Origin of the sequence: Mycolicibacterium smegmatis, assembly GCF_001457595.1 — a bacterium.
GTDB lineage: Bacteria > Actinomycetota > Actinomycetes > Mycobacteriales > Mycobacteriaceae > Mycobacterium > Mycobacterium smegmatis.
Map to the genome: position 1 here is coordinate 5105950 of NZ_LN831039.1, position 26909 is coordinate 5132858.

A 26909-nucleotide genomic window follows, 5' to 3' on the forward strand; every position below is an offset into this window, starting at 1 on the left:
CCCTGTGGGTCAGCTGTGAGCTGCGCCGGGAAGCCGTACGACGAACCGCGTCTCACCGGGCCGACTGGTGACGTCGATGACGCCGCCGTGGGCCTTGACCACGGCCGCGACGATCGCGAGACCCAGGCCCGTGCTGCCCTCGCGGCGTGAGCGCGACGAGTCGCCGCGCGCGAACCGTTCGAACACGTCAGGCAGCAGTTCCGGCGCGATACCGGGTCCGTCGTCGGTGACCGCGACGGTGACCCAGCCCTCGGCGTCGGCGCTGAGCGCCACGGTGACCGACGTGCCGGGCGGGGTGTGGGTGCGCGCGTTGGCCAGCAGGTTCGCCATGACCTGGTGCAGACGCGCCTCGTCACCGTCGATCACCACGGCATCCTCGGGCAGGTCGAGCGACCACTTGTGCTGCGGACCGGCGACATGTGCGTCGCTGACGGTGTCGACGACCAACCGGGACAGCTCGACCCGGTCGCGCTCCAGCGGACGGCCCGCGTCCAGGCGCGCGAGCAGCAGCATGTCCTCGACGAGTTGTGTCATGCGGGACGTCTCGGATTCGACTCGGCTCATCGCATGCGCGACGTCGTCGGGCAGTTCGCCGCGTTTGCGTTGTGCGAGTTCGGTGTAGCCGCGGATCGCGGCGAGCGGGGTGCGCAGTTCGTGGCTCGCGTCGGCGACGAACTGGCGCACGCGCGTCTCGCTGGCGTGGCGGGCCGACAGCGCGCTGGCGATGCGGTCGAGCATGCGGTTGAGCGACGTGCCGAGCTGGCCGACCTCGGTGTGGGCGACCGCGGGGTCCACCGGCACGATCGGCGTCGGCAACCGCACCTCGCCGCGTTCGAGCTCGAGATCGGCGACCTCCCGCGCGGTCGCGGAAACCCTTGCCAGCGGCGCGAACTGACGTCTGATGAGCAGCGTGCCCGCGGTGATCGCGGCGATCAGCGCGACCGCGGCGATCACGCAGAACATGCCGAGCACCCACAGCAGCGTGTCGTCGACCACCGAGTTGGGCAGTCCGGTGACGATGGTCTGCGGACCGCCGTGGCGCGGATGCAGGCCGATGAGGCGGTAGCGTCCGAGGCCGTCGAGGTCGATGGTCTGCGGTTCACGCGTCGCGGGGATCGCGGCCAACTGCCGGGCCGCCGCGGCGCTGACCTCCTGCCGGTCGCCGTCGGAGGTGATCACGCCTGCGTCGACCGAGCCGTCCGGTGAGACCACGGCACCCACGGTGCGGGCCGCCTGCCCGGGGGCGTTGAGAAAGCCCGGACCAGGGCCCTGCTCAGGGTCGAACACGCGCAGGTGCCGACCGGGCGGGCCCATCCCCGGCGGGAATAACGGCAGGAAACCTCTTGGTGGTGGCGGCAATTCGTAGATGGCCGCCGAGCGTCTGCCCGCCTCGAGCAGCTGTTCGTCGAGCTGGTGCATCAGGAAGCGTTGCAACGCGAACTCGGTCGCCAGGCCGATGCTCAAGCACACCACGGCGAGCAGCGCGACCTGGGTGCCGACGAGCCTGGCACGCAACGGCCAGGTGCGCGGCGACCACCACCGGGTTCCGCCGACGGCCGCTCGCGGTGCGTCAGCGCGGGGGACGAAGAACATATCCCGCACCGCGCAGCGTGTGGATCATGGGTTCGCGCCCGCTGTCGATCTTCTTACGCAGATACGAGACGTACAGTTCGACGATGTTGGAGCGGCCACCGAAGTCATAGCTCCACACCCGGTCGAGGATCTGGGCCTTGCTCAGCACGCGCTTGGCGTTGCGCATCATGAAGCGCAGCAGTTCGAACTCGGTGGCGGTCAACGCGATCGGATCGCCTCCGCGCGTCACCTCGTGGCTGTCCTCGTCGAGCACCAGATCTCCGACGACAATCTTGGCGCCGCCGTCCTCACTGGTCACGCCGGTGCGGCGCAGCAGCGCCCGCAGCCGCAGCACGACCTCTTCGAGGCTGAACGGCTTGGTGACGTAGTCGTCGCCGCCCGCGGTCAGACCCGCGATGCGGTCCTCCACGGAATCCTTGGCGGTGAGCAGCAGAAGCGGCAGCCCCGGGATCTGCTCGCGCAGCTTGCGCAACACGTCCAGGCCGCTCATGTCGGGCAGCATGACGTCGAGCACCACGACGTCCGGCGGCGTCTCCCGCGCCGCCGCGATCGCACTCGCACCGTCGCCCGCGGTGGTGATGTCCCAGCCCTCGTACCGCAGCGCCATGGACACCAGTTCGGCGAGCACGGGTTCGTCGTCGACGACCAGCACCCGGATCGGGTTGCCGTCGGCCCGACGCATCACTGCCCGCCCGGTCTCGATCTCGGTGCCGTTCGCCGTTCCCATTGCACCTATTATTCGCGCGCCCTATGGGGCAAAACTGTGCGCTTTCTATGTCCCGGCTGTGAAACTGCAGGTGCGGTACACAGGTCGCTCATAGTCCGCGGTTGCATCCTTGTGGACATGAGCATGCGACGTACCGCCGCCGCGGTGGGTATCGCGGTGGCCATCGGCGGCCTGGGCGGCGCGGCGATCTACGCCGCGACCGACGCGGGCAGCTCGGGACCTTTTCGTGGCGGGCCGGGCGGGCCACCCCGCGCCGCGGGCGTGTGGGGGCCACAACACCGCGAGCATGCCGATCCCGCGACCGTGCGCAGCGAGACCGTCCTCGTCGACAGCAAAGGCGGCTTCACCACAACGGTCACGCAGACCGGCACCATCACGGCGCTGTCACCGACCACGGTGACCGTCCGCAGCAGCGACGGTTTCACGCAGTCCTACACGCTGCCGGACCCAGCGCGACCTGGCGCCGCGCCGCCGTTCGGGATCGACGACACCGTGGAGGTGCGCGCGACCCGCGACGGCGAAACGCTCACGGTCACCAGTATCGGCGAACCGCCTGCTCAGCCGGCAGCGCCGTAACCGTCGGGCAACTCAACCTCGATGGGCGGCGTCGCAATCGAGGTCTCCAACTCGGTGGGAGCCCCGGTCTGCGTTGAAGTTTCACCCATTGTCGGCCCAAGGGCCTCATCGAACTGAGCCGAACCGGACAGGCCAGAGCCCCCGAGTACGCCGAACGCACCCATGCTCACCGCAGCCGCGGCACCGAGCCCTGCCAATGTGTATTTGATCTTCATCCTGACCACCTGTAGCGATTTTTGGTCAGGCCTCCCGTTCAGCGGGAGGCCCGTCGAACGATCGGCGGCCACCATAAGCAGGGCTCAGCGGGGCTGTCCACCCTCCCGGTCGGCGCGCACGTCTGGATCAGTGCGGTTCAGCAAACCCTGAAGGCGTGGTCGCGCTCACCGACGGCGTGGCAACGGACGTCTCGGGCGATGTCGGCGCCGTGGTCTCGGTGATGGTCTCACCGGTGGTGATGGCGGGTTCGGGCGGCAGCGTTCCGGTGTGGTCAGGTTCGGCGAGCCCCTGGGCAGCGCCGAGACCGACGACCGCCATGGCAAGCGCGCCTGCTGCACCGAAACTCGCTGCGGCGATCTTGAAACCTCGGCGGTTCTTGGCTGAACTCACGTGGTTCACCTCCGATATCTCGGCTTTGACTCCTCGTGCAGGAGTAGCCGGATGAACCGGAGGCGAAACCGTCGTGAGCACAGCGGCGGGCTACTTGGCGGCCTCTTCTTCCGAAGGCAACGGAGCCGGGCCCTTGATCGCCGGCACCGCCATCGGCACTCCGGGCGCCGTGGGCGGCGTCGTCTCGGTGCTCGTCGAACCCATGTTCATCTTCGCTCCGTGTGCCGACGCGGTGCCCTCGGCCAGCACGCCTGCGACCCCGAAAACCAACAATGCGGCGCCGCCGGCGCTTGCCGCGAGCAACTTCAGCCTGTTTGTCCCCATGACAGTTCCTCCACTGATCGAGCCTCGGTGAAGCTCCAGGTGAAACCAGTGAATCCGGCATTTCTATGACCAGGCTGTACACCCGCTGGCAATTGCCCACACGGCACGGGGAACGCCACACACGGTGCGTCGTGGCCCGCATCACGGCCTCATGGCGCCACCTCTTCTACCCTTGGCACCCATGGCAGGACGGACGACATGACGCGGTTTCTCGCGCGCCGGCTGCTCAATTACGTGATCCTGCTGGCACTGGCCTCGGTCCTGACGTTCACGCTCACGTCGTTGTCGTTCGATCCGCTCGACAGCCTGCTGCAGCGCAACCCGCGTCCACCGCAGTCCACGATCGACGCGAAGGCCGCCGAACTGGGCCTCGACAAGCCCATCCCGCTGCGTTATCTGCACTGGGCCTCAGGAGCGGTGCGCGGCGACTTCGGCACGACGGTGACGGGCCAGCCGGTCTCCGAGGAGTTGTGGCGCCGGATCGGGGTGAGCCTGCGCCTGCTGCTGCTCGGCTCGATCCTTGGCACCGTGATCGGTGTGGTGGTGGGCGCGTGGGGAGCCATCCGCCAGTACCGGCTGTCGGACCGTGTGGTGACCGTGGTGTCGCTGCTGATCCTGAGCACGCCGACGTTCGTGGTCGCCAACCTGCTGATCCTGGGCGCGCTCGACGTGAACTCGGTGCTGGGGTTCCGGCTGTTCGAGTACACCGGCGAGACCTCACCGGACGCGGTGGGCGGTTCCTGGGCGCAGTTCGTCGACCGGCTACAGCATCTGGTGTTGCCGACGCTGACGCTGGCGCTCGGCGGGATCGCGGGTTTCAGCCGCTACCAGCGCAACGCGATGCTCGACGTGCTGAGCCAGGACTACATCCGCACCGCTCGGGCCAAGGGGCTGACCCGCAGGCGCGCGCTGTTCAAACACGGCCTGCGCACCGCACTGATCCCCATGGCGACGCTGTTCGCCTACACCGTCGCGGGACTGGTCACGGGCGCGGTGTTCGTGGAGAAGATCTTCGGCTGGCACGGCATGGGTGAATGGGTGGTGCAGGGCATCGCCACGCAGGACACCAACATCATCGCGGCGATCACGGTGTTCACCGGCACCGTGGTGCTGCTGGCGGGTCTGCTGAGCGACGTCATCTACGCGATGCTCGATCCGAGGGTGCGGGTGACATGACCGACACCTCAGCCGAATCGGCGCGCTCGGGCCTGCACACCGAGGAGTTCGCGACGCGGCGCACGCTGGTGTTCCGCCGCTTCGTGCGCAACAAGCCCGCGGTGGTGTCGCTCGCGGTGCTCGTGCTGATGTTCGTGGGCTGCTACGCGCTGCCACCGCTGCTGCCCTACAGCTACACCGACCTCGACTACTACGCGCTGCAGCAACCGCCCTCACCTGAACACTGGTTCGGCACCACGGCTCTGGGGCAGGACATCCTGGCGCAGGTGTTGCGCGGCATGCAGAAATCCATGCTGATCGGCGTGTGCGTGGCGTTCATCTCGACGATCATCGCGGCCACGGTCGGATCGATCGCCGGGTACTTCGGCGGATGGCGCGACCGCACGCTCATGTGGATCGTCGACGTGCTGCTGGTGGTCCCGAGCTTCATCCTGATCGCGATCGTGACACCGCGTCTCAACGATGCCGACCGGGTGTTCTGGTTGATAGTCCTGCTGTCTCTGTTCAGCTGGATGATCAGCTCACGCATCGTGCGCGGTATGACGATGAGCCTGCGCTCGCGCGAATTCGTCGTCGCCGCACGGTACATGGGCGTGCGCAGCGGACGGATCATCGTGCGCCACATCCTGCCCAACGTGGCGTCACTGCTGATCATCGACACCGCGCTCAACGTCGGCACCGCGATCCTGGCCGAAACCGGTTTGAGCTTCCTCGGTTTCGGTATCCAGCCACCCGACGTGTCGCTGGGCACGCTGATCGCCGACGGCACGGGTTCGGCGACCACGTTCCCGTGGGTGTTCCTGTTCCCGGCCGGGGTGCTGGTGCTGATCATCCTGTGCTCCAACCTGGTCGGTGACGGACTGCGTGACGCGCTCGACCCCGGCAGCGGGGGCCTGCGCCGCAAGTCCCGCAGGAAGGGCCGCCGATGAGCCGCCTGCTGGAAGTGCGCGATCTGACCGTGGCCTTCCCCACCGACACCGACGCGGTGCACGCCGTGCGCGGCGTGAGTTTCGACATCGACGCCCGCGAGGTCGTCGCGCTGGTCGGAGAATCGGGCGCAGGCAAATCGGCCACCGCCATGGCCGTGGCGGGCCTGCTGCCCGAGTTCGCCGAGGTGTCCGGATCGGTGCTGCTGCGCGGCGACGAACTGCTCGGGCGATCAGATCAGGACATGTCGCGGATCCGGGGCAACGTCATCGGCACGGTGTTCCAGGACCCCATGTCGGCGCTGACGCCGGTCTACACCGTCGGCGACCAGATCGCCGAGGCGCTGCAGGTGCACAACCGCGACATGGGCCGCCGCGCCGCGCGTGCCCGCGCCGTGGAACTGCTCGACCTCGTCGGCATCGCGCAGCCCGAGCGGCGCGCCAGGTCGTTCCCGCACGAACTGTCCGGCGGCGAACGGCAACGCGTCGTGATCGCGATCGCCATCGCCAACGACCCCGACCTGTTGATCTGTGACGAGCCGACCACCGCGCTCGACGTCACGGTGCAGGCCCAGATCCTCGACGTGCTCAAGACCGCGCGTGACGTGACCGGCGCGGCCGTGCTGATCATCACGCACGATCTCGGCGTGGTCGCCGAGTTCGCCGACCGCGCCCTGGTGATGTACGCGGGCCGCACGGTCGAGCAGGCGGCCGTGGGTGAGCTGTACCGCAACGCCCGAATGCCCTACACCGTGGGACTTCTCGGCTCGGTGCCGCGTCTGGGCGCACCGCAGGGCACCCGCCTGATCCCGATCCCCGGCGCTCCCCCGGCGCTGACCGCGATACCGCACGGGTGCCCGTTCGCCCCGCGCTGCCCGCTCGCGATCGACGAGTGCACGGCCGCCGAGCCGGAACTGGTCGCGGTGTCGACGAATTCGCGCGACCACCGTGCGGCCTGCATCCGCACCGACGAGGTCGCCGAACGCTCGGCGTCCGAGATCTACCACGTCGAGGCGCGACCGCAGGCTCCCGAACCCACCGGCGACGCACCCGTGGTGCTGCGCGTGCAGGGCCTGGCCAAGACCTACAAGCTGACCAAGGGTGCGGTGTTCCGCCGCCAGGTCGGCGAGGTCAAGGCCGTCGACGACATCAGTTTCGAACTGCGCCAGGGCCGCACGCTCGGCATCGTCGGCGAATCCGGCTCGGGCAAGTCCACCACCTTGCACCAGATCCTGGATCTCGCGGCGCCGCAGTCCGGTTCGATCGAGGTGCTCGGCACCGACGTCGCGACACTCGACCGCGCCGCACGACGCACGCTGCGCACCGATCTGCAGGTGGTGTTCCAAGACCCCGTGGCCAGCCTGGACCCGCGCCTGCCGGTGTTCGACGTGTTGGCAGAACCGTTGATCGCCAACGGTTTCGACAAGTCCGCGCGCTCTGAGCGGGTGGCCGAACTGCTCGAGGTCGTGGGCCTGCGCCGCACCGACGCCGCGCGGTACCCCACCGAGTTCTCGGGCGGGCAGAAACAGCGCATCGGCATCGCCCGCGCGCTGGCGCTGCGCCCCAAGATCATCGCGCTCGACGAACCGGTGTCCGCACTCGACGTGTCGATCCAGGCCGGCATCATCAACCTGCTGCTCGACCTGCAGGACAGATTCGGGTTGTCCTATCTGTTCGTCTCCCACGACCTGTCCGTGGTCAAACACCTGGCCCACGACGTCGCGGTCATGTACAAGGGTTCGATCGTCGAGCAGGGACCCAGCGATGACGTCTTCGCCCATCCCCGGCACGAGTACACCCGGCGCTTGCTGGCCGCCGTACCGCAACCCGACCCCGGCGGGTAATGCCGTCACCTAAGCGCAGTTACCTCTAGCATCGGCGGGGTGAAGCCGATCAGCGGGAAGACCACCTCGATTCTGCGACGCCTCGCCGCCGCCGCATGCGTCGGCGCCGTCACGATGGCCATGACCTCGTGCACGAGCGACGAGCGCGACATACCGTCGGCCGGCGGAACCGCCGAGGTCGGCGCCACCAACGACATCAACCCGCAGGACGTGGCCAACCTGCGCCAGGGCGGCAACCTGCGACTGGCGCTCCCCGGCTTCCCGTCGAACTTCAACACGCTGCACATCGACGGCAACGAGGCGAGCCTGGGCGGCCTGATGCGCGCGACGCTGCCGCGCGCCTACCGCGTGGGTCCCGACGGTTCGACCACGGTCAACACCGACTACTTCACCAGCGTCGAACTCACCAGCACCGATCCGCAGGTGGTGACCTACACCATCAACCCCGAGGCCGTGTGGACCGACGGCACACCCATCACGTGGGAGGACATCGCGGCGCAGATCCACGCCACGAGCGGCAAGGACAAGGCGTTCCAGATCGCGTCGCTCAACGGCTCCGACCGGGTCGCCTCGGTCACCCGCGGCGTCGACGACCGGCAGGCCGTCGTGACGTTCGCCGAGCCGTTCTCGGAGTGGCAGGGCATGTTCGCGGGCAACACCATGCTGCTGCCCAAGAGCAGCACGTCCGATCCCGAGGTGTTCAACAAGGGCCAGCTGAACGGTCCCGGACCGTCGGCCGGTCCGTTCATGGTCTCCAACGTCGACCGCGGCGCGCAGCGGATCACGTTGACCCGCAACCCGAAATGGTGGGGCGAACCGCCCGTGCTCGACAGCATCACCTACACCGTGCTCGACGACGCGGCCCGGATCCCCGCACTGCAGAACAACGCACTCGACGCCACGGGCGTCGCATCGCTCGACGAGCTGGAAATCGCGCGCAGAACCCCCGGCATCTCGATCCGCCGGGCGCCATCGCCCAGCTGGTACCACTTCACGTTCAACGGCGCGCCCGGTTCGATCCTGGCCGACAAGGCGCTACGGCAGGCGGTCGCCAAGGGCATCGACCGCAACATCATCACGACCGTGGCGCAGCGCGGGCTCGCCGACGATCCCAAGCCGCTGAACAACCACATCTTCGTGGCCGGTCAGGAGGGCTACCAGGACAACAGCGAGGTGGTGGCGTTCGACCCGGAGAAGGCCAAGGCCGAACTGGACGCACTGGGCTGGACGCTCAAGCCCGGTGCGCAGTTCCGCGAGAAGGACGGCAAGCGCCTGACCATCCGCGACGTGCTCTACGACTCGCAGAGCACCAGGCAGATCGCCACGATCGCGCAGAACTCCCTGGCGCAGATCGGCGTCGAGCTGCGTATCGAGGCCAAGCCCGGCAGCGGGTTCTTCACCGACTGGATCATCCCGGGCAACTTCGACATCGCGCAGTTCTCGTGGGTGGGCGACGCGTTCTCGCTGTGCTGCCTCAACCAGATCTACACGACCGACGCCGACAGCAACTTCGGCAGGATCAGCAGCCCGGAGGTCGACACCAAGGCGATCGCCACCATGGGCGAGCTGGATCCGGAGAAGGCCAGGACGATGGCCAACGAACTCGACAAGCTGATCTGGGAAGAGGTGTTCAGCCTGCCGTTGTTCCAGAGCCCGGGCAACGTCGCGGTGCGCAGCAACCTGGCCAACTACGGGCCCGCGGGCATCGGTGACATCGACATCACCAAGGTCGGTTTCATGAAGTAGCGGGCAGCACGCTGTCGGCCATGCCCTCTGCTGCGACCGCGGCCGAGATCGCGGCCACCAGCAGCCGGATCGGCATGCGCGGCGGCAACGCGTCGAGCTCGTCGGCGGTGTGCGGAAGCTGTTCGGCCGCACCGTTGCACACCGCCTGCATGATCGCGATCGCGGCGCGCTCGCGGGTGTCGACGATGCTGTGCGCGGCGGTCGCCATGCACACCGGTGTCGCGCCGGGAATCAGGGACGCCACCCGCTGGGCCAGCGCGGGCGGGGTGATCAGATCTCGCCCGCCCGACACCACGACCGTGGGCCAGGTGAACTTCGGCATCTCGGCCGTCAGATCGTAGGGTTCGGCCTCGAACGGTTCGTGGAATTTGGTGGCGCGGGCCATCTCCGCCATCTCGAGGGCGGGATCGAGCGGCAGGCCGTCGGGTACGCCCGCGTAGTTCAACTCGCGGAACGCGATACGTCCCACCAGATCGATCTCGTTGCGGTACGGCGCCTTCCGCGTCGACACGCGACCGAGCCGGCCCAGCGTCCGCCACAACAGCGTGTGCCCGTCGAGCAGCAGGTCGAGTTGGCGGTCGAGCAACCGCGCGCCGCCGTAGCCGTACAGCAGGCCCGCGAGCTGACCGCCCGTGAGCCTCCCGGTCTCGACGAGTTTGCGCACCTTGGGCGCCAGCGCGGCGGTGTCCGGACCGGTACCTTCCCACAGCAGGTTGCGGATGGCGGTGCGCATCTCGTCGAGGTCGTGGGCCGAGAGCACCGGGGAGTCGAGCACCATGGCCGCGACGCGACCCGGGTGACGCACGCCCACCCCGGACGCGAGATAGGAACCGTACGACGTGCCGTAGACGACGGCCGTGCCGACGCCCGCATCGTCGAGGACCGCGGCGATGTCGTCGAGCACCTGCTCCACCGTGATGGCCTCGGCCGGCAGATCGGCGCCGGCATCGGTGCGCCGCGACATCCCGATCCCGCGGTGTTCGACCATGATCACGTCGAGACCAGAGGTTGCGAGACGCCGCCGCAGGCCGCGGTACTGCTGGATCGACGCGACACCGGGTCCGCCCGGGATGAGCACCACCGGATGGCGCGATTTGCGGCCCGCGCGCACGTAGAACACGTCGAACTGCTCGTCGGCGCCGGGGGCCACGGGTCTGCGGACCGCCCGCACCCCGGGTAACGCGGCAAGCGTGGCGTGCTTGCGACCGTGGTTTGCCATCGGGAACCATTCTGCCCGCACGTTTTGGTTCGGGCTGATCCAAAGCAGTGCCCGTGGGGTGCGGCCCCGATACAACGAAGGCATGACGACCGTCGAGAACGCCAAACGCATCATCCCGGGCAGCCCGCAGTGGTCGGCGCTGCTGGCCAAGATCGCCGCGGGCGCCAAGGACCGAGACCTGGGTGACGAGAACCCCTTCGACGAGGTCAATGCGCTCAAACGCGCCGGCTTCGGCACACTGCGGCTGCCGGAGTCACTGGGCGGTGCGGGATTCACCGTGCCGCAACTGTTCTCCGCGGTCATCGACGTGGCACAGGCGGATCCCATTGTCGCCCACATCTTCCGGACCCACTTCTGGTTCACCGAGGAGCGATTGCGCACCTCCTCGGATCCGGTGTCGCAGCGCTGGCTGCGCGAGATCGCCGACGGCAAGATCTTCGGCAACGCGTTCAGCGAGAAGGGATCGCTGGCCGTCGGCAGCCTGGTGTTCAACACGCGCCTGCTGCCCGACCCGGCCAACCCGGGCGCGCTGCGTCTTTCCGGCGAGAAGTTCTACAGCACCGGCACCCTGTTCGCCGACTACCTGACCGTGACCGCGACCACCGACCACGATTCGGTGGCCAACGTGGTGATCCCGGCCGATCGTGAGGGCGTGCGCCTGGTCGACGACTGGGACGGTTTCGGCCAGCGCCGCACCGGGACCGGGACCACCGTGCTGACCGACGTCGCCGTGTCACCCGACGAGGTGCTCACCGATGCGCCGTACGACGCCGACCCGGCGCCCACCGTGCAGTACGCGTCGCTGCAGTTGTTCATCCACGCGGTGGTGGCGGGCATCCTGGCCAATGTGGTCGACGACGGTGTGGCGCTGCTGCGTTCACGCGAGCGGAACTTCAGCCACGCGGTCGCCGAGCGGCCCACCGACGATCCGCTGCTGCAACGCCAACTCGGCGTACTCGCCAGCACGGCCTACGTGGCGCGTGCGGCCGTGCTGGACGCGGCCGCGGCGATCGGCGCGGCGACCGACTCCGCGAAAGACGGGGTGCCCGACGCCGACCTGGCCGCCGAGGCGCAACTCAAGGTCGCCAAGGTCAAGGTGCATCTCGACGACATCGCACCCGAGGCCGCCACGCGGCTGCTGGAACTCGGTGGCGCGAGCGCCGCGAGTCGTCAGCGTGGCCTGGACCGGCACTGGCGCAACATCCGCACCATCACGCTGCACAACCCGGTGGCCTACAAGGCCCGCGTGATCGGCCAGAACCTGTTGCACGGCACGCCGGTTCCGGCCAACGCCTACTTCTGAGGTTCGCGCACCGCGGAGCGCACACAGTCACGCAGCCAGCGGTGCGCTCCGTCGGCGTCGAAGCGGGGATGCCACGCCATGCCGATCACGAGCGGCGGCAGCTCGAGCGGGATCGTGAAGGTCTGCAGGGCGAACGTGGCGATGGCCTGCGCGCCGATACCCGCGGGCAGCATGCCGACCAGATCGCTGTTCTGGATCAGGAACAGACCACCGGCCGGGCTGGGCGCACACGCCACGACGCGTCTGCGCAACCCGTGTTCGGCCAGCAGGTCGTCCACCGGGCCGCGCAGCCGGCCGCGGCGCGAGAACACCACGTGCTCGGCATCGGCGAAGCGCTTGAGTGTGATCCGCTTGCCGGTCAGTTCGTGGCCGGCCCGCGCGACGCCCACCCAGTTCTCCTCGACGAGCGGTTCGATGATGGTCTCCGGCTCGGTGCGCCGAACCTGGCCGATCTCGATGTCCACCGATCCGTCGCGCAGCGAGTGGGTGTCCTCGTGGCTCTCGCCCACGAATTTGAGCGTGACGTTGGGTGCTTCGGCGTGGACACGCGCCAGCAGACGGGGCCCACAGTGGCTGAACAGACCGTCGCCGATCTGAACCGAGAAGGTGCGCCGCAGGTTCGGCAGATCCGGCACCTCCGGCGGCGTGAACACCGCCCTGGCCTGCTGCACGACGTCGTGCACACGGCCCTGTAGCGCCAGCGCCCTCGGTGTCGGCACCATCTCCCGGCCCGCACGCACCAGCACAGGATCGTCCAGCACCCGCCGCAGCCGCGCGAGGGTGCGGCTCATCGCCGGGGCGGACGTGTGCAGCCGCTCGGCCGCCCCACCGACGCTGCGCTCATCGAGCAGGGCGTCGAGTGCGAGCAGCAGGTTGAGGTCCAGCTGAGGGTCCACACTGATTCCATTCCTAATAACTATCGATTACCAAACTTGCACTGGAACGCAACTGGCTGTGAGCATAGCGTGAAGTCATGACGACCACACTGACTTCCGATCCGGTTTCCACTGTGCTGCACGGCCTTCTGCGCGCCGAACAGGACGGCGATGCGGCAGCGTTCGCCGAAGTGGGTGAATTCCCCCTCGACGCAGCTCCGGCCGAGCGGGCCGAACTGCTCAAGAACGTGTACATGTCGGTCTCACAGACCGGCGGCGAACTGCTGTACCTGCTCGCCCGCGCCACCGGCGCACGCACCGTCGTGGAGTACGGCACGTCGTTCGGGGTATCGACGATCTACCTGGCGAGCGCGGTGCGCGACAACGGTGGCGGCACCGTGATCACGACCGAACTGCAACCCGGCAAAGCCGCTGCGGCACAACACAGTTTTGACGCCGCCGGCCTCGGCGACCTGATCGACCTGCGCATCGGCGACGCGAGGGACACCCTGGCACAGGTGCCGCGACCGGTGGACCTGGTGCTCCTCGACGGCTGGCCGGACCTGGCGCTGCCAGTGCTCGAGGTTCTCGAACCACACCTGCGTGCGGGCACGCTGATCCTGGTGGACGACGTCAACCTCGACTTCGGCGGCCGCGATCTGCACGGCGCACTGCTCGACCATCTGGCGACATGCGGGCACTACCGGACGCTGACACTGCCGATCGGTGACGGCATCGAGGCGTGCGTGCGCCTCACCGACGGCGCGAAAGGCTAACCGGTCAAGGCGATGTGGTGGGCGCCGTGCACGCTGGCGTACCGGTCCGGGCTGCAGGTCAGCACGATCACCTGCCCGTCACCACCCACCGCATCGAACACCGCACCCATCTTGGTCAACCGGTCGGCGTCGGTGAAGCCCAGCGCATCGTCGATGATCACCGGCACGGTGTCCTCCTTGGCCACCAGAGAGGCCCCGGCCAGACGCGCGACGATCGCGAGTTGTTCTTTGGCACCGCCCGACAGCGACTCGTACGGCACGGTGCGGCCCGACACCGTGCGCGTCGAGATGCGCAGCTTGCTGTCGACGTCGACCTCGAAGTCCTCGCCGAACACCAGGCGACCCAGGCGCTGCACCTCGTTGCGGAACGGGTCGACGTAGCGCTGACGCGTGGCGTCACGGTGCCGCGTCATCACCGACCGCAGCAGTTCGGCCGCGCGGGCACGCCGGTGCACCCGCAGGTACTCGGCGTTGGCGTGTTCGCGTTCGGTCTCGGCCTCGTCGAGTTGCCCCTTGCGCCCCTCGGTGCCGTACACCTTGAGTTGCGCGGACACCTCACGCAGGCCCTCCGTGGCAGCGTCGTGGCGGGTTTGCACACTCTGGGCGTGGCGCTGGGCGTCGGCGAGTTCGGCGAGCACCGAATCCGGTGCGCTGCGGTCCAATTCGTCGCACAGGGTCGCCACGCGCGCCGCGGTGGCCTTGGCCTGCTCGTCGTCGGCCTGCACCTTGAGCGCCAGCGCCTCGTCGGGAGTGCCGGCACGCTGCGCCTCGAGGCGCGCACTGCACGTGGTCAACTCGGTCTGCGCGGCGGCGAGCTTCTCACGCAGCACACTCAGGCGCGTCGACTTCTCGGTGTCGCGCGCCGCGGCCACGGCCACGGCCTTGCGTGCGGTCTCGCAGTGTGCGACCGCTTCGCGGTGCGCGGCCACGTCCGCCGCGAGTTGGGCTCTGGCAGTATCGATGTCGGCGGGACCCTCGACATCGAACAGTCCGCCGTCGTCGGTTTGGCCGGCACGCAGCGCGGCGAGGCGGTCGCGCAACCGCGCGATGTCGTCGTCACCGACCAGCGCGTCGAGCGTCGCGCGCAACCGGTCACGGCTGCCGAGCAGTTCGCGCCTGCGCGCATCGAGTGCGCGGGCCGCGTCCACGCTCTCGGCGCCCACGGCCTGCAGCGCCGCGGTGAGCACGGCCTGCGCGTCGTCGAGGCGGGCCTGGGTCTCGGCCGCGGGCGTTCCCGGCACGACGCGCACGCTCAGCACACCGGGCACGTCGATCTCGGTGCGGGTGGTGGTGCTGACCGACCACTCGGCGCCTGCCTGCAGCGCGACGGTGTCGTCGTCCACGCGAACGTCGAGACCGTTCTGGGCGACCAGTTCGATTCGCGCCGAGGCGAGTTCGGCCTGCCCGGCAGCGCGCTCGACCGCCAGCGCCGCCTTCTCGATGGCACGCATCGCGGTGTCGTCGAGCGTGATGGTCTTCAGCTCGCCGGTGACGGCCTGCAGCTCGCGCGTCGCGGTGTCGATCTTGGCCAGGCGCAGGTCGAGGCGGTCGGCCTCGTCGCGGTCGGACAGTCGCTCGACGGCCGCACGTGCCGCATCGACGCGGGCCTCGTGGTCGGCGACCGCGGCCTTGGCGCGCTCGGCCTCTTCCTCGGCGGCAGTGACCACCTCACGCGCGGTCTCGGCCTCCTCGGCAGCGGTGACCAGTGCGGCCTGTAACTCGGTGATGGTGGCGGCACGCTCATCGATCTCGGCGCGCATGCGGCGGCGCTCGGTGAGCGCGGCGACCGACGCCGCGTGCGTGACGTGGGCGGCCTCGGCGACCACCTGGGCCTCTTTGAGCTGTTGGCGCAGCGCGTCCACCGCATCGGCCGCGGTGCGCGCGGCGGTCAGCCGCTGCGTGGCCTGCTCGCACTCACCTGCGAGCCGCGACACCTCGGCGCTCAACTCCTGGTGCCGGTGCACCGCGTCGTCGACCTCGGCGACCGCGGCCGCGCACCGCGCCACCTCTGCGTCGGCGGCCTGCAGGCGTTTGACCGCCGCGGCCCACTCCCCCGTCGGCCTGCCCGTCGCGGTGAAGAACCGCTGATACTCGCCCTCGATGCGCTCGATGAGCAGCGGCTCGTCACCTGAGAGCGAAACCGCCTCGCCCGCAGCGACATCGAGCGCCCGTGCGAGCGCGTCGGAACCCGACAGGTCGACCGGCGCGGTGGAGGAGGCCTGCAGCACACGCTGCGCCTGCCACAGATCGGTGTCGACGGTCTCGGCGAGCATCGCGAGCACGCGCTCGTGTGCCTCGTCACCGCTGAGCTGCTCACGCACCGGCGACAGGATGGTCAGCTGCGTCTCGGCGCGCTTGTGGAACCGCTTGCGGTACAGGAAACGATATGGGCCCGTGGAGATCTCGGCGGACACCTCGGCGCCCACATCGGCGTGCGTGGGCTTGACCTGCTTGACCTCCTTCTTCGACGACCGGTCCTTGGCCTCGATCAGCAGGTCCAGCGCCTCGATCATCGACGACTTGCCGATCTCGTTGGCGCCGCTGACCACCACCACACCGTGATCGGGAAACTCGATCTCGCGGTGGGTGATCCCGCGGTAGTTGGTCAGGACGAGACGATGCAGTTTCACGCGGCCCCCTTGTCGCGGTCGACCAGACGCAGCAACAACCCCAGCGCGGCACGCGCATCCTCGGCCTCGGCGGCCTCCGAGCGTGCCGTGGCCACGAGCTCGTCGACTGCGGCGGCGGCGAATCCGCCGATCCCCAGGTCGTCGAACTCCCCGTCGGCCGGGATGACCGCGATGTCGGTGTGCCGCTCCCACGTGGTGAGCGCGGCGAAAAGCCGGGCGTAGCGGTCCAGGCACTCGTCGAGCTTGGCCTTGTCGGTCACGGTCAGTGAGCCCGTCAGGGCCAGGCGCACCACGGTGCGTTCCTTGTCGTCCAGCAGGTCCAGGTTGAGGTCCAGGTCGGCGATGTCGCGGTCGGTGTCGACCGAACGGCGCAGCGTCACGAACCGCCAGCGCCCCACCTTCTCGGACTCCACGCGCACCGCACGGCGCGCGTCGTTCTCGTCGATGTCGACCACCAGGACGTGACCGGGATCGGATTCGATGTCGTCGTAGTTGGTGACCTCGGGCGAGCCCGAGTACCACACCCGCCCGCTGCTGCCGACCTCGGTGCGGGAGTGCTTGTCCCCCAACGCCACGTAGTGCACCGCGCCGCGCGCCAGCGCGTCCTCGACGGCGGCCATGCGGATCAGCGACGGCTTGTTCTTGTCGGGATCGAGGATGTCCACGCCCCCATGCCCCACCAGCACGCGCGTGACGCCGTCGGCGGGCAGATCGGCCAGCACGTCGCCGATGAGGTCGGAGGTGGGCGCCTTGGACCGCCACGGCGCCGCGACGATCTGCACGCCCGGGCGGACCTCGTGCACACCCGCGCGGTCGAGCACGACGACGTTGTCGGGGCGTTCGGCGACGAACAACGCGCTGGTGTACACCGACGACGCGTCGAGCGGATCGTGGTTGCCGGGCAGCAGGTACACCGGTACGCCGATGGCGCGCATGGCCTCAAGCGACTGGCTGACATCGCGCGGCGCGAGTTGGTTGTGCTCGAACACGTCACCGGACACCACCACGAACTCGGCACCCGTGCGCTTCGCGATCTCGCCGAGGCGCGCGACGGCCTCACGGCGCGAGGCCGAATACCGTGGCTGCGCCTCACCGTTGAGGAAGTGACGGGTCATCCCGAGCTGCCAGTCGGCGGTGTGCAGAAAACGCATCGGCCCCGTCCCCTCTCCTTGCTTGTCGATCGGGCTTCTCGATCAGGCAAGGCGAGTGTATGGCCGGGGACCGACAAGTACCGGGACCTGCGTCGGCATGGCATCGTGATCCCCATGGCAACCCTGCTGCTGATGCGTCACGCCAAGTCGGACTATCCCGACGGTGTCGTCGACCATGAGCGTCCCCTCGCACCACGCGGTGTCCGGGAGGCGGCGCTGGCCGGCGACTGGATCCGTGCCAACGCACCGGGAATCGACGCGGTGCTGTGCTCGACGGCCACCAGGACGCGCCAGACACTGGCGCGCACGGGAATCGACGCGCCCACCGAATACGTCGAGAAGATCTACGACGCGGTGCCGGGAACGGTGATCGGCGAGATCAACGACGTGGTGTCACGCTTCGGCACGCAACCCGACACGGTGCTGGTGGTCGGGCACGAGCCCGCGATGTCGTCGGTCGCGCTCGGCCTCGACGACGGTTCGAACGTCGCGGTGGCCGAGGAGATCTCGCAGAAGTTCCCCACGTCGGCGATCGCGGTGCTGCGGTTCGACGGGCCGTGGGACGAATTGGCGCTGGGCGGCGCGCAACTCGTGACCTTCCACGTACCCCGCTAGCTGTTGGTCGCGAGCGTGAGCTCCATGAGCTTGATGGCCATGCCGCACGCGTCGAGACCCGGCGCCTGCGGGTTGACCCACCAGCCGACCACGCCCGCGGCGTCGCTGGCCACTCCGCACGCGCCGTTGAGGCCGTTGGGTTTCATGACGATCGAATCGACGCCCGCGATGCGGCGCGACTCGATGGCGTACTGCAGCTGCTGGGCGACCTGACGCTCGTTGTCCAGGCTGCCCTGCTCGTACCAGAAGCGGGTGATGTCCACCAGGCCCGCGGGATTCGCGGCCTGCCACCGGCACACCGCGCCCACGAACGTGCTCTGGATGTCGAGCGGATCGGCACCGACCGTCTCGGCCAGGATGTCCTCGGTGAGCACCTCGCACTCCTTGAGCAGGTTGGGGTACTGCCGCTCGGAGTTGTTGTTGCTCGGCCCGCCGCCGGAGCCCTCCTTGGCGGCGGTTCCCTCGATCGTGCGGCTGCAGCCGGTCAACCCGGCGAGCACCGCCAGGCCGGTGGCGAGCGCAGCGACACTTCTGCGCAGCGTGGTTGGGCGACTCATTTGGAATTCACAATCGACTGGCGGGTGAGCTCCTTGGCCACCTCACACGGATCCGGGAAAGGCTTCTGGCTGTAGCTGACCGACCATTCGATGAAGTCGTCGTCGAACTGGATGCCGATCTCGCACAGCGTGACGTCACCGGGCTTCAGCGGATCCTCGCCGACCGCGATGAAACCGCCGTGCCCCTCGATGTTGATGTCCTCGACGCTGGCGCGGGACAGTTCCTCGGTCTTGCGCTCACGGCCGATCGGGCTGCCCCGGAACCACGTGAACGAGAAGTGCGGGCCCAGGATGCTGCCACCTTGGAGCCACTGGCAGCCCGACGAGTTGGTGGCAGTGTTGACCAGTCCGGGCACCTGCGTCAGCTCGGACACGGTCTGGTCGCTGATGCCGCCGCACTGCGGGAAGAACGGGCCGTGCGTGGGTGCGCCTGCGCTCGGCGATTCGCTCTGCGGTACCTCGGGGGATGCGGGTTCGTCGGTGGAGCACGCGGCGAACACCGGAACCATTGCGGCCGCCAGAACCGCCAACGTTCTGGCGCTGCGGGCTTTCGGCGAAGCGGCCGTACGGACTGTCACGCCATGCACTGTAGCGGCAGCCGTGGGCACCAACCACCGACAGGCCGATTGACCAGCACTTTCCACGTCACAGCAATCGCCTGTGACGTACCGAGGGTGCGCGGTGAACTCAGGATCGTGTGCGAGAGTAGCGGGATGCTCTGGGCGCTGCTGCGACAGTACGTGCGGCCGTACCGGTGGCTTTTGGCCGTCGTCGCCGTGTTGCAGGTCATCAGCAACATGGCGTCGCTGTACCTGCCGACGGTGAACGCCGCGATCATCGACGACGGCGTCGCCAAGGGCGACACGGCCCGCATCGTCGAACTCGGCGCGGTGATGCTCGGGGTCACCGCACTGCAGGTGGTGTGCGCGGTCGGTGCGGTGTTCTTCGGGGCCCGCGCGGCGACGGGCTTCGGCCACGACCTGCGGGCCGCGGTCTTCACGCATGTCACCACGTTTTCGGCCGAGGAGGCCGGGCGCTTCGGCGCGGCGTCGCTGCTGACCCGCACCACCAACGACGTCGGGCACATCCAGCAGTTGGTGCAGTTGACCGTGACCATGCTGATCACCGCGCCCATCATGTCGATCGGCGGCATCTTCATGGCGCTGCACCAGGACGCCGGGCTGTCGTGGCTGCTGCTGGTGAGTGTGCCGGTGCTGGGCCTGGCGAACTACTGGATCATCCGCCACCTCATGCCGGTGTTCACCCGCATGCAGTCGCTCATCGACGGCATCAACCGCGTGCTGCGTGACCAGTTGTCGGGCATCCGGGTGATCCGGGCGTTCGCGCGTGAACCGCTGGAACGCGTGCGCTTCGCCGAGGCCAACCAGACGCTGTCGGACTCCGCGCTGGAGGCCGGCCGCTGGCAGGCGCTAATGCTCCCGGTGACCACGCTGGTGATCAACGTCTCCAGCGTCGCGCTGATCTGGTTCGGCGGCCTGCGCATCGACGCGGGCCAGATGCAGGTGGGATCGCTCATCGCGTTCCTGGCCTACTTCATGCAGATCCTCATGGCCGTGCTGATGGCCACGTTCATGCTGGTGATCTTCCCGCGTGCGGCCGTGTGCGCCGACCGCATCGGCGAGGTGCTCTCGACGCAGACCGCGATCACCAACCCGGCCGATCCCGTTCGGCCCGCGGCCATCGCCGGTGACATCGGCGTGCACGACGCCACGTTCTGCTATCCGGGCGCCGACCGGCCCGTACTGCAGGACGTGTCGTTCACCGTGCCGCGCGGCACCACGACCGCGGTGGTCGGTTCGACCGGTTCGGGCAAGTCGACGCTGATCTCGCTGATCTGCCGGCTCTACGACGTCACCTCGGGATCGCTGCGCATCGACGGTGTCGACGTGCGCGACCTGGACATCGAGCAACTGTGGTCGGCGATCGGCCTGGTGCCGCAGCGCGGATACCTGTTCTCGGGCACCGTCGCCGAGAACCTGCGCTACGGCAGGGCCGACGCGACCGACGACGAGATGTGGGAAGCACTGCGCGTCGCGGCCGCCGCGGACTTCGTGCGCGCACACCCGCAGGGCCTGGACATGCCGGTGGCGCAGGGCGGCATCAACTTCTCGGGTGGGCAGCGGCAGCGTCTCGCGATCGCGCGTGCGGTGATCCGCCGTCCGGCGATCTACCTGTTCGACGACGCGTTCTCGGCGCTCGACGTGCACACCGACGCCCGCGTGCGCGACGCGCTGCGCGAGGTGGCCGCCGACGCGACGGTCGTGATCGTGTCGCAGCGCATATCGACCGTCATCGAGGCCGATCAGGTGGTCGTGATCGACGACGGCCGCGTCGTCGGCATCGGCACCCACGACACGCTGCTGGCGGACTGCCCCATCTACGCCGAGTTCGCCGAATCCCAGGCGCTCACCGCCGGAGAACCACGGTGAGCGGGCCGCTGATGCGCCGCGGCGCGCTGCCGCAGGCCCCGCTCGAGCGCACCCGCGACTTCAAGGGTTCGGCGATCCGGCTCGCGAGACGTCTGCTGCCGCAACGTGCGCTGACACTCGCGGTGATCCTGCTGGGCGTCGGTGGCATCGCGATCGGCGTGATCGGTCCGCGGATCCTGGGCCACGCCACCGATCTGCTGTTCAACGGTGTGATCGGGCGTGAACTGCCCGCGGGGCTCACCAAGGAGCAGGCCGTCGAGGCCGCGCGCGCCCGCGGCGACGGGACGTTCGCGGATCTGCTGTCGGGCATGGACATCGTGCCCGGTCAAGGCGTGGACTTCGGCGCCGTGGGCCGCACGCTGGCGCTCGCACTGGGCCTGTATCTCGTTGCCGCGCTGCTGGTCTGGGTGCAGGCGCGGCTGCTCAACGTCACGGTGCAGCGCACCATGGTGGCACTGCGCGCCGAGGTGCAGGAGAAGATCCACCGGTTGCCGTTGTCCTACTTCGACTCCCGCCAGCGCGGCGAGGTGCTCAGCCGCGTCACCAACGACGTCGACAACATCCAGAACTCGGTGGCGATGACCATCAGCCAGTTGCTCACCTCGGTGCTGACGGTGTTCGCGGTGCTGGTCATGATGCTGACCATCTCACCGCTGCTCACCCTGTTCACCGTGGTCACGGTGCCCGCGTCGCTGTGGGTGACGCGGTGGATCACGCGTCGTTCGCAACCGCTGTTCGTCGCGCAGTGGCGCAACACCGGACGCCTGGCCGCGCACCTCGAAGAGACCTACAGCGGTTTCACGATCGTCAAGACGTTCGGGCACCGCGAGGCCGCGGCAGGCAAGTTCGCGGAACTGAACTCCGAGACGCAGCAGTCGAGTTTCGGCGCGCAGTTCTTCTCGGGTCTCGTGTCGCCCGCGACGATGTTCATCGGCAACCTCAGCTACGTGGCCGTCGCGGTCGTCGGCGGCCTGCAGGTGGCCACCGGGCAGATCACGCTCGGCAGCATCCAGGCGTTCATCCAGTACGTGCGGCAGTTCAACCAGCCGCTCACGCAGGTCGCGGGCATGTACAACACGCTGCAGTCCGGGATCGCCAGCGCCGAGCGGGTTTTCGACCTGCTCGACACCGAGGAGGAATCCGCCGACTCACCTCGTCGCGCCGACGTGCGCACGGGCCGCGTGGAATTCGAGCACGTGAGCTTCTCCTATGTGCCGGGCACCCCGGTGATCGAGGATCTGTCGCTCGTGGCCGAACCGGGCAACACGGTCGCGATCGTGGGGCCGACCGGCGCGGGCAAGACCACGCTGGTGAATCTGTTGATGCGGTTCTACGACGTGGATTCCGGCCGCATCACGATCGACGGCGTCGACATCGCCTCGGTGAGCCGCGAATCGCTGCGCGCGTCGATCGGCATGGTCCTGCAGGACACGTGGCTGTTTGCGGGCACGATCTACGACAACATCGCCTACGGCAGGCCCGACGCCGACGAGGACGAGGTGATCGAGGCGGCCACCGCGGCGTACGTCGACCGGTTCGTGCACACCCTGCCCAATGGTTACGACACCCGCGTCGACGACGACGGCGGCGCGATCAGCGCAGGCGAGAAGCAGTTGATCACGATCGCGCGCGCGGTGCTGGCCCGGCCGAAACTGCTGGTGCTCGACGAGGCCACGAGTTCGGTGGACACGCGCACCGAACTGCTGATCGCGCATGCCATGGCCGAACTGCGCCGCGACCGCACGAGTTTCATCATCGCGCACCGGCTCTCGACGATCCGTGACGCGGATCTGATCCTCGTGATGGATTCCGGGCGGATCATCGAGCGCGGCACACACGAGGAACTGCTCGCGCGCCACGGCAGGTACTGGGAGATGACCCGGGTCTGAGCTCCCCTAGACGCCGGGACCTTCGGCGCGCAGGTCGTCGACGGTCTTCATGGCCTCACGCAGCTTGGCCAGCCACTCGTCGGCGTGCTGACCGACCAGGCGCACCGACCAGGCCAGCGCGTCCGAACGTGACCGGGCCACGCCCGCGTCGACCAGGGTGTCGAGCACCTGGCGTTCGGGTTGTTTGAGCCGCGTCATGACAGGCACGGCGATGTGGGTGAACATGATTCGCTCGGTTTTGTCGCCCGACCGGACCTCCACACCCCAGGAGACCTTGCGGCCGAACCGGTCCTGGGCCTCGTCGGCGATGCGCATGCGCTCGCCGCGGGTCTCCTCGCGGAACTTGGCCGCGCGGCCGGATGCTCTGGCCTCGCTCTCCCCTTCGACGTCGGGAAGGGTTCCGATGACCGTGATCTCCTCGCGGTCGACGATGACGGTGGGATCGCCGGTGAACCACCCATCGGGCAGGCGCCCGGCGAACCACTCTGCTGCTTCGCTCGCGTCGCGGCGGTGGTGTTGATGCCTCATGATTACATGATTACACCGTTACATCGCTGGTAGGGCAGTGTTCACCCAGGGCGAACCACTCGCCGGATCAGCGCATGAGCAGCGCGGCACCACCCACGAGGACCAGGGCCACGAGCAGCAGAGCCGCCCAGCCGGCACCGAACACCCACCACACGACACCCAGCGCCACGAGCACCGGCGACAGGGCGAACAGCACCATGCCCGGATGCTGCCTGATGACCGCCACCGCGCCCCGTGCGCGCGTGCGGTCGATTTCCTTTGCCATGTCACCAGGATGCCACCGGTGACCTACTCTCGTGGTCGGTCCTGTACCCCGAGCCGAGGAGCAAAACCATGAACGGTCAGTGGTTGCCCGATCCGGAAGGCCGCTACGAATACCGGTGGTGGGACGGGCAGTCGTGGACCGACCAGGTGTCCCACCAGGGTCAGTTGCACCGCGCGCCGCTCGGGCCCCCGCCGGGTCCGGGGCCCGCACAGGCCCAGCCTCAGCCCCAGGGTGACGGGTTCGCCGGTATCAGCGGCGAACTGGTCGACGGGCGGTTCAGCGAGAAGGAGGCGACCGCGATCGCCAACCAGAACCGCAAGATGCTGCGCGTGCGCCTCGGCGAGCCTTTCATGGCGCGGCAGGGTTCGATGGTGGCCTACCAGGGCAACGTCGACTTCGCGTTCGAAGGTGGCGGCGCGTCGAAGTTCATCAAGAAGGCGCTGACGGGTGAAGGGCTGCCGCTCATGCGGTGCCAGGGCCAGGGTGACGTGTTCCTCGCCGACCGCTCGTTCGACGTGCACCTGCTGCAACTGACCAACACAGCACTTTCGGTCAGCGGCAAGAACGTGCTGGCGTTCTCGTCGAGCCTCGACTGGAACATCGAACGCGTCCGCGGCGGCAGCATGGTCGCAGGCGGCCTGTTCAACACCATGCTGCGCGGTACCGGCTGGGTCGCGCTCACCACCGACGGTCCGCCGGTGGTGCTCGACGCGTCCGAGGCGCCGACGTTCGCCGACACCAATGCCGTCGTGGCGTGGTCGGCCAACCTGCAGACCCAGCTCAAGATGAGCTTCAAGGCCGGTGCGCTGATCGGCCGCGGCTCCGGTGAGGCCATGCAGGTGGCGTTCCACGGCAACGGCTTCGTGATAGTCCAGCCGTCCGAGGGCGTCACCTACCCGGTGCAGTGACGGTCAGCGAAAACGCTTCAGCCGCAAGCTGTTGCTGACCACGAACACCGACGAGAACGCCATGGCCGCACCCGCGAGCATCGGGTTCAGCAGGCCCGCGGCAGCGAGCGGAAGTGCCGCCACGTTGTAGGCGAACGCCCAGAACAGGTTGCCCTTGATGGTCGCCAATGTCCTGCGGGACAAGCGGATCGCATCGGCGGCCGTACGCAGGTCGCCACGCACCAGGGTCAGGTCGCCTGCCTCGATCGCGACGTCGGTACCCGTGCCCATCGACAGCCCCAGATCGGCCTGCGCGAGCGCCGCGGCGTCGTTGACACCGTCGCCGACCATCGCGACCACCCTGCCCTCGGCCTGCAGTCGTTTGATCACGTCGGCCTTGTCCTGCGGCAGCACCTCGGCGTAGACGTCGTCGATGCCCACCTGATCGGCGATGGCGCGTGCCGCCGCGCCGTTGTCACCGGTCAGCATGATGGGCTGCAGACCGAGTTTCCTCAGCTGTCCGATCGCCTCGGCCGACGTGGCCTTGACCGCGTCGGCGACCACGAGCACACCGCGCGCGGTGCCGTCCCAGCCCACGACGACCGCGGTGCGTCCCTGCGCCTGCGCGGCCTCCATCGCGTCGGCGAGCTTGCGCGGCAGGGATTTCTCGGGGTCCCCGAACAAGCGGGGCCTGCCGACGACGACGGCGCGGCCCTCGACGGTGCCCTGGACGCCCAGGCCCTCGATGTTGGCGAAACCCTCGACGGCGGGCAGTTCACCCGTCCGCTCCCTCGCACCCGCGGCGATGGCACGCGCGATCGGATGCTCCGAGGCGTCCTCGACGGCCGCGGCCACACGCAGCACGTCGTCGCGGTCCTCGCCGTCGGCGACCACGACGTCGAGCAGCGTCATCGATCCGGTGGTGATGGTGCCGGTCTTGTCGAGCACGATGGTGTCGACGCGCCGCGTGGATTCGAGCACCTCGGGCCCCTTGATGAGGATGCCGAGCTGCGCGCCGCGGCCCGTACCGACCAGCAGGGCCGTGGGGGTGGCCAGCCCCAGCGCACACGGGCACGCGATGATCAGCACGGCGACCGCGGCGGTGAACGCCGCCGCCACCGATCCGCCTGTGCCGAGCCAGAATCCGAGGGTGGCCACCGCGAGCGCGATGACGATCGGCACGAACACCGCCGACACCCGGTCGGCCAGGCGTTGCGCCTGCGCCTTGCCGCTCTGCGCGTCCTCGACGAGGCGGGCCATCTGCGCGAGCTGCGTGTCGGACCCGATCCGGTTGGCGCGCACCACCAGTCGTCCGCCGACGTTGACCGTGGCCCCGACCACCTGATCGCCCGGCCCGACCTCGACGGGCACCGATTCACCCGTGAGCATCGATGCGTCGACCGCCGAGGACCCGTCGACCACCACACCGTCGGTGGCGATCTTCTCCCCCGGCCGCACCACGAACTCGTCGCCGACCCCCAGCTGGTCGATCGGGATGCGTTGTTCGGCACCGTTCCTCAGTATCGCGACGTCCTTGGCGCCGAGTTCCATCAGTGCGCGCAGGGCGGCCGAGGCGCGTCGTTTCGACTTGGCCTCGAAGTAGCGTCCGGCCAGGATGAACGTCGTGACCCCGGCGGCGACCTCGAGGTAGATGTTGCCCGCACCGTCGGTGCGCGAACCCACGAGTGAGAACGGATGCGTCATCCCGGGGACACCGGCGGTGCCCCAGAACAGCGCGTACAACGACCAGCCGAACGCGGCCAGCGTGCCCATCGAGATCAGGGTGTCCATGGTCGCGGTGCCGTGACGCAGGTTGAGCCACGCCGCGCGGTGGAACGGCAACGCACCCCACACCACGACCGGCGCGGCCAGCGTCAGCGACAGCCACTGCCAGTTGGTGAACTGCAACGCGGGCACCATCGCCATCGCGATCACCGGCACCGTGAGCACGGCCGACACCAGCAGACGGGTGCGCAGCGCATCGGTGGCCCGGTCCTCTGGATCCTGTTCTGTGCCACCGGTTTCCGGCTGCGGCGGCGCGGGCAGGTGCGCGGTGTAGCCCGCGGTCTCGACGACCTCGATCAGCGTCTCGGGCGAGACCTCGCCGGCCACCTCGACGCTGGCCTTCTCGGTCGCGTAGTTCACCGAGGCCGTGACCCCGTCGAGCTTGTTGAGTTTGCGTTCGATGCGTGCGGCGCACGAGGCACACGTCATCCCACCGATCTGCAACTCGACATGCCCGGTGG

At 68.8% G+C, this 26909-nt stretch carries 25 protein-coding genes; 11 read left to right on the top strand and 14 right to left on the bottom strand.

Going from position 1 to position 26909, the window contains the following annotated elements; translation table 11 throughout:
* Window positions 1-9: 9 nt before the first annotated feature.
* Complete coding sequence (locus AT701_RS24435) at window positions 10-1593, bottom strand: sensor histidine kinase (RefSeq protein ID WP_011730237.1); 1584 nt, start codon at window positions 1591-1593, stop codon at window positions 10-12.
* Window positions 1571-2275, bottom strand: coding sequence for a response regulator transcription factor (locus AT701_RS24440; protein ID WP_014878204.1), 705 nt, complete (start codon window positions 2273-2275; stop codon window positions 1571-1573). Before AT701_RS24440 ends, AT701_RS24435 begins: the two co-directional genes overlap by 23 nt.
* 162 nt (window positions 2276-2437) lie before the next feature.
* Between AT701_RS24440 and AT701_RS24445 the strand changes: the two genes are divergently transcribed.
* Window positions 2438-2896, top strand: a complete 459-nt coding sequence (locus tag AT701_RS24445) for a hypothetical protein (RefSeq protein ID WP_036462453.1) — start codon at window positions 2438-2440, stop codon at window positions 2894-2896.
* Here the strand turns inward: AT701_RS24445 and AT701_RS24450 are convergent.
* The 3 genes from AT701_RS24450 to AT701_RS35405 form a co-directional block, all read right to left on the bottom strand.
* Window positions 2878-3111, bottom strand: coding sequence for a hypothetical protein (locus AT701_RS24450; protein ID WP_011730240.1), 234 nt, complete (start codon window positions 3109-3111; stop codon window positions 2878-2880). The two genes, AT701_RS24445 and AT701_RS24450, sit on opposite strands and share 19 nt — an antisense overlap.
* A 127-nt stretch (window positions 3112-3238) precedes the next feature.
* Window positions 3239-3502 (bottom strand): hypothetical protein, encoded by a 264-nt coding sequence (locus AT701_RS24455; RefSeq protein ID WP_223495740.1) that lies wholly within the window; start codon window positions 3500-3502, stop codon window positions 3239-3241.
* Between the two features lie 90 nt (window positions 3503-3592).
* On the bottom strand, window positions 3593-3826 hold the full coding sequence (locus tag AT701_RS35405; protein WP_003896400.1) for a hypothetical protein: 234 nt from the start codon (window positions 3824-3826) through the stop codon (window positions 3593-3595).
* A gap of 198 nt (window positions 3827-4024) precedes the next feature.
* Between AT701_RS35405 and AT701_RS24465 the strand changes: the two genes are divergently transcribed.
* The 4 genes from AT701_RS24465 to AT701_RS24480 all read left to right on the top strand — a co-directional run bounded on the left by AT701_RS24465 (window position 4025) and on the right by AT701_RS24480 (window position 9518).
* Entirely contained in the window at window positions 4025-5002 is a 978-nt protein-coding gene (locus AT701_RS24465; RefSeq protein WP_058126770.1) for an oligopeptide ABC transporter permease OppB, read from the top strand.
* Complete coding sequence (locus tag AT701_RS24470) at window positions 4999-5931, top strand: oligopeptide ABC transporter permease OppC (RefSeq protein WP_011730243.1); 933 nt, start codon at window positions 4999-5001, stop codon at window positions 5929-5931. The genes AT701_RS24465 and AT701_RS24470 overlap by 4 nt, the downstream gene beginning before the upstream one ends.
* The gene (locus tag AT701_RS24475) at window positions 5928-7772 is read left to right on the top strand and encodes an oligopeptide ABC transporter ATP-binding protein OppD (RefSeq protein WP_058126771.1); all 1845 of its coding nucleotides are present in this window, start codon (window positions 5928-5930) and stop codon (window positions 7770-7772) included. Before AT701_RS24470 ends, AT701_RS24475 begins: the two co-directional genes overlap by 4 nt.
* A 114-nt stretch (window positions 7773-7886) precedes the next feature.
* On the top strand, window positions 7887-9518 hold the full coding sequence (locus AT701_RS24480) for an oligopeptide ABC transporter substrate-binding protein OppA (RefSeq protein WP_174519688.1): 1632 nt from the start codon (window positions 7887-7889) through the stop codon (window positions 9516-9518).
* Here the strand turns inward: AT701_RS24480 and AT701_RS24485 are convergent.
* Window positions 9508-10737 (bottom strand): alpha/beta hydrolase, encoded by a 1230-nt coding sequence (locus tag AT701_RS24485; RefSeq protein ID WP_011730246.1) that lies wholly within the window; start codon window positions 10735-10737, stop codon window positions 9508-9510. The two genes, AT701_RS24480 and AT701_RS24485, sit on opposite strands and share 11 nt — an antisense overlap.
* A gap of 82 nt (window positions 10738-10819) precedes the next feature.
* On the opposite strand from AT701_RS24485, the gene AT701_RS24490 reads away from it, so the two are divergent.
* Window positions 10820-12040: an acyl-CoA dehydrogenase family protein gene (locus tag AT701_RS24490; protein ID WP_058126772.1), complete on the top strand. Its 1221-nt coding sequence runs from the start codon at window positions 10820-10822 to the stop codon at window positions 12038-12040.
* On the opposite strand, the gene AT701_RS24495 is transcribed toward AT701_RS24490, so the two are convergent.
* Complete coding sequence (locus tag AT701_RS24495; RefSeq protein WP_058126773.1) at window positions 12031-12936, bottom strand: LysR family transcriptional regulator; 906 nt, start codon at window positions 12934-12936, stop codon at window positions 12031-12033. The two genes, AT701_RS24490 and AT701_RS24495, sit on opposite strands and share 10 nt — an antisense overlap.
* Before the next feature lie 77 nt (window positions 12937-13013).
* Here AT701_RS24495 and AT701_RS24500 point away from each other — a divergent pair, with 77 nt between their 5' ends.
* Window positions 13014-13691, top strand: coding sequence for an O-methyltransferase (locus AT701_RS24500; protein WP_058126774.1), 678 nt, complete (start codon window positions 13014-13016; stop codon window positions 13689-13691).
* Here the strand turns inward: AT701_RS24500 and AT701_RS24505 are convergent.
* Both AT701_RS24505 and AT701_RS24510 read right to left on the bottom strand, forming a co-directional pair.
* Window positions 13688-16321, bottom strand: coding sequence for an AAA family ATPase (locus tag AT701_RS24505; protein WP_058126775.1), 2634 nt, complete (start codon window positions 16319-16321; stop codon window positions 13688-13690). The two genes, AT701_RS24500 and AT701_RS24505, sit on opposite strands and share 4 nt — an antisense overlap.
* Window positions 16318-17472, bottom strand: coding sequence for a metallophosphoesterase family protein (locus AT701_RS24510; protein WP_058126776.1), 1155 nt, complete (start codon window positions 17470-17472; stop codon window positions 16318-16320). The genes AT701_RS24505 and AT701_RS24510 overlap by 4 nt, the downstream gene beginning before the upstream one ends.
* A 114-nt stretch (window positions 17473-17586) precedes the next feature.
* Here AT701_RS24510 and AT701_RS24515 point away from each other — a divergent pair, with 114 nt between their 5' ends.
* Window positions 17587-18087, top strand: coding sequence for a SixA phosphatase family protein (locus AT701_RS24515; RefSeq protein WP_080628167.1), 501 nt, complete (start codon window positions 17587-17589; stop codon window positions 18085-18087).
* Here the strand turns inward: AT701_RS24515 and AT701_RS24520 are convergent.
* Both AT701_RS24520 and AT701_RS24525 read right to left on the bottom strand, forming a co-directional pair.
* Window positions 18084-18644 (bottom strand): DUF3558 domain-containing protein, encoded by a 561-nt coding sequence (locus tag AT701_RS24520; protein ID WP_058126777.1) that lies wholly within the window; start codon window positions 18642-18644, stop codon window positions 18084-18086. The genes AT701_RS24515 and AT701_RS24520 overlap by 4 nt on opposite strands.
* Complete coding sequence (locus AT701_RS24525; RefSeq protein WP_036453620.1) at window positions 18641-19231, bottom strand: DUF3558 domain-containing protein; 591 nt, start codon at window positions 19229-19231, stop codon at window positions 18641-18643. Before AT701_RS24525 ends, AT701_RS24520 begins: the two co-directional genes overlap by 4 nt.
* A 126-nt stretch (window positions 19232-19357) precedes the next feature.
* On the opposite strand from AT701_RS24525, the gene AT701_RS24530 reads away from it, so the two are divergent.
* Entirely contained in the window at window positions 19358-21094 is a 1737-nt protein-coding gene (locus AT701_RS24530) for an ABC transporter ATP-binding protein (protein ID WP_011730254.1), read from the top strand.
* Between the two features lie 11 nt (window positions 21095-21105).
* Window positions 21106-22983 (top strand): ABC transporter ATP-binding protein, encoded by a 1878-nt coding sequence (locus AT701_RS24535; protein WP_081319726.1) that lies wholly within the window; start codon window positions 21106-21108, stop codon window positions 22981-22983.
* Between the two features lie 6 nt (window positions 22984-22989).
* Here the strand turns inward: AT701_RS24535 and abmR are convergent, their stop codons facing one another.
* Both abmR and AT701_RS24545 read right to left on the bottom strand, forming a co-directional pair.
* Window positions 22990-23511 (bottom strand): ATP-binding transcription factor AbmR, encoded by a 522-nt coding sequence (gene abmR, locus AT701_RS24540; RefSeq protein ID WP_011730256.1) that lies wholly within the window; start codon window positions 23509-23511, stop codon window positions 22990-22992.
* 67 nt (window positions 23512-23578) lie between these two features.
* Window positions 23579-23776, bottom strand: coding sequence for a hypothetical protein (locus AT701_RS24545; RefSeq protein ID WP_011730258.1), 198 nt, complete (start codon window positions 23774-23776; stop codon window positions 23579-23581).
* A gap of 68 nt (window positions 23777-23844) precedes the next feature.
* Between AT701_RS24545 and AT701_RS24550 the strand changes: the two genes are divergently transcribed.
* Window positions 23845-24684 (top strand): AIM24 family protein, encoded by an 840-nt coding sequence (locus tag AT701_RS24550; RefSeq protein WP_003896418.1) that lies wholly within the window; start codon window positions 23845-23847, stop codon window positions 24682-24684.
* Between the two features lie 3 nt (window positions 24685-24687).
* Here AT701_RS24550 and AT701_RS24555 read toward each other — a convergent pair whose 3' ends face one another.
* Window positions 24688-26877 (bottom strand): heavy metal translocating P-type ATPase, encoded by a 2190-nt coding sequence (locus AT701_RS24555; RefSeq protein ID WP_174519689.1) that lies wholly within the window; start codon window positions 26875-26877, stop codon window positions 24688-24690.
* Window positions 26878-26909 lie beyond the last annotated feature (32 nt).